Genomic DNA, 3,242 nt, shown 5'->3' on the forward strand with positions numbered 1-3,242 from the left:
AAATCATATGGCAATCGCAATGGCAGTTTTAAAATTTATCGGTGGATTACTTCCATTCGTACAAGAGCTTTTAAAAGCAGTAATGTAAGTTCGTTATTTAGCAATTATTCACAAACAATTCTCATACCTTAATACAAAAAAAGGAAGAAGTTGATTTTTTTGAAAAATATGAAAAATAATAAAGGAATAAAATTCCTTACATGTTTATTAGTTAGTTTAAGCACTATTGGTTATTCATCTAGTTCCTTTGCTGAAACACCTAAAAGTAATTCAGCTAATGCAACAAAAAAAGCTATTAACATTGATACTGGTATAGCAAATCTAAAGTATAATAACCAAGAGGTTTTAGCAATAAATGGTGATAAAGTAGAGAGTTTTGTTCCAAAAGAAAGTACAAATTCAAATGGTAAATTTGTAGTAGTTGAACGTGAGAAAAAATCACTTACAACTTCACCAGTGGATATTTCAATTATTGATTCTGTGGCTAATCGTGCTTATCCAGGAGCAGTACAACTTGCAAATAAAGCTTTTGCAGATAATCAACCTGATTTATTAGTGGCTAAGAGAAAACCTTTGAATATTAGTATCGACTTACCTGGTATGAGAAAAGACAATACAATTACTGTCCAAAATCCTACATATGGTAATGTGTCTGGAGCAGTAGATGAATTAGTATCGACTTGGAATGACAAGTATTCAAAAACACATACGTTACCTGCAAGAACGCAGTATACAGAATCTATGGTGTATAGTAAATCTCAAATCGCAAGTGCTCTTAATGTTAACGCTAAATATCTTGACAATTCACTGAATATTGATTTTAAAGCAGTTGCAGATGGCGAGAAAAAAGTGATGGTTGCGGCATATAAGCAAATCTTCTATACAGTAAGTGCAGAACTACCTAACAATCCATCAGATCTTTTTGATAATAGTGTTACGTTTGATGAGTTAACTCGTAAAGGGGTAAGTAATACGGCTCCACCCGTTATGGTGTCAAATGTAGCTTATGGTAGAACAGTTTATGTGAAATTAGAAACATCATCTAAGAGCAAAGATGTACAAGCTGCTTTTAAAGCCTTAATTAAGGGTCAAGGCGTTGAAGCGAGTGGACAGTACAAAGATATTTTTGAAGACAGTACCTTTACTGCTGTAGTATTAGGCGGAGATGCAAAAGAGCATAACAAGGTTGTTACAAAAGATTTTGATGAAATCCGAAATGTCATTAAGGATAATGCAGAATTAAGTTCTAAAAATCCTGCATACCCAATTTCATATACTAGCTCTTTCTTAAAAGATAATTCAACTGCTGCTGTTCATAACAATACAGATTATATCGAGACTAAAACTACAGAATATTCTAGTGCGAAAATGACGCTTGATCATACTGGTGGATATGTTGCTCAATTTGATGTATCTTGGGATGAATTCTCATATGATCAAAATGGAAAAGAAGTATTAACTCATAAAACTTGGGATGGAAACGGTAGAGACAGAACTGCTCATTTCAATACAGTGATCCCACTTCCAGCGAATGCAAAAAATGTAAAAGTCGTAGCAAGAGAATGTACAGGTCTTGCATGGGAATGGTGGAGAACAATTATTAATGAACAAAATGTTCCATTAACAAATGAAATGAAAGTTTCAATTGGAGGAACAACATTATATCCAAGTGCTAATATTAGTCATTAATTAAAAGTGAAGAGCCCTGTTTACAGGGCTCTTTTTCAAGTACCCCAAAAACGAAAAGTTTGTACATTTTCACCTCAAGATGTCAATTTTCTCATTTTGAGGTATTTGTTTTTCTTAGCTTGATGGTGATGTGGCGGTACCCTTTATTAGAAAAGAATAAATCTTACAAAAAGTTTAATTATTGTTGAAAAACCGAATGTTGTTAAAGTAAACCGTGTGAATATAACTTTTTATGGTAGAGATAAGGTAATTGTATGAGTGATAAATTGAGACCGGCCGAACTAAGAAAGAGCCGCAAATACTATGTTTCTAGTGTTCACGAAATAGCAAGCGGCCGTTTAGAGATATTGGACAGATACATAGGCGAGGATAAACAAGTTTGGCTCAAATATAAAATGATCGATACTGGTGAAATTTCAGAAAATCGAGAAGTCAACATTAACAGCAACATTTATAAATTTTGCAGAAAACAAATGGCACAAGCTTTCGAGGAAGACAACCCAGAATTATTTGATCAGAATGCATCATATAAGCGTGTATTAGAGGAATTGGACAACGTTTCTAAGCAATTGACAACGCTACTATACAACCAAACGTTATTAATGCAGGAAATACAGGAATTGAAAAAAGGTAAGGTGACGATATGAAAAATAAATATGTGATCATCGGCATAGCGTTTTGCGTGGCCACGGGTTTCGTAGCAACAAACATAATTGTAGATAAACACTGTCAGCAGCAGGGCGGACCAACACAAGATGGTTTACACAATTGGCATAAAACAAAAGATCAGTATTGTGAATGATTGTTATGGTACTTTATTTTTGGTGATGAGTTTTGGGACTGATTTTTAACTGTATTTCATTCTAATTTAGTAGAAATAAATAAAGTTCCACAAACGACCGTTTTTGTTTTTTTTAAGAAAAAAAGTCTGGATATGCTAGACTCTTTTTCTTAAGATAGTTTATTAATGGAGTGTTTCCATATCAAAACTACTATTACTTCCCCACATAAACATACTTCATAGATAATACTTGCAATATTCCCGAAGATTTCTAATCCAAAAGGTGTTGATTTAAAATAAAGTTCGATTATTTATAATAAAGATTGATAACTTGTAAAAAAGTTTGATAAAAAGATCCGTTTTGTAGAGTATTTCTTTGTTCCACAAGCGGGCCATTTAATGGAATAAAGCTTATTGAGTTAACCGGGACAGGTTGATTAATAAGAAAAGGAAATGAAACCAGTTTTATAGAATTAATTAGGTAATTCATTTTCCTGGAGGGATAACTGAATGGCTGAATTGATTTATCATGTCGCAGTTTCACTAGATAACTTTATTGCAGATCAAGGTATGATAGATAGAAATATTAATAATTCTAGCTTTTTATTTGATGGGGATCATATCCCAGACTTTTTATCAGATATTCATCAATACGATGCCGTATTGATGGGTAGAAAAACATATGAGTTTGGATTTCAATTCGGTGCTAAACCAGGTGAACCTGGCTATAAGGGCATAAAACATTACATATTTTCAAACTCCATGCAGTTTG

The 3,242-nt window shown here is 33.1% G+C and carries 2 protein-coding genes and 1 pseudogene; all 3 read left to right on the forward strand.

Going from position 1 to position 3,242, the window contains the following annotated elements; genetic code table 11:
• Positions 1-150 precede the first annotated feature (150 nt).
• On the forward strand, positions 151-1,689 hold the full coding sequence (locus tag MR076_RS25775; RefSeq protein WP_242225413.1) for a thiol-activated cytolysin family protein: 1,539 nt from the start codon (positions 151-153) through the stop codon (positions 1,687-1,689).
• A gap of 254 nt (positions 1,690-1,943) precedes the next feature.
• The gene (locus tag MR076_RS25780; RefSeq protein WP_090995802.1) at positions 1,944-2,336 is read left to right on the forward strand and encodes a hypothetical protein; all 393 of its coding nucleotides are present in this window, start codon (positions 1,944-1,946) and stop codon (positions 2,334-2,336) included.
• A 644-nt stretch (positions 2,337-2,980) separates the two neighbouring features.
• Positions 2,981-3,242: pseudogene (locus MR076_RS25785) on the forward strand (dihydrofolate reductase family protein); the annotation flags it as partial.

The sequence above is a fragment of the Bacillus cereus group sp. BfR-BA-01380 genome, assembly GCF_022663535.1.
Taxonomy (GTDB): domain Bacteria; phylum Bacillota; class Bacilli; order Bacillales; family Bacillaceae_G; genus Bacillus_A; species Bacillus_A cereus_BB.

Excerpts from the sequence above, each read along its gene's own strand:
- MR076_RS25780 (WP_090995802.1), top strand. The coding sequence starts at position 1,944 with ATGAGTGATAAATTGAGACCGGCCGAACTAAGAAAGAGCCGCAAATAC.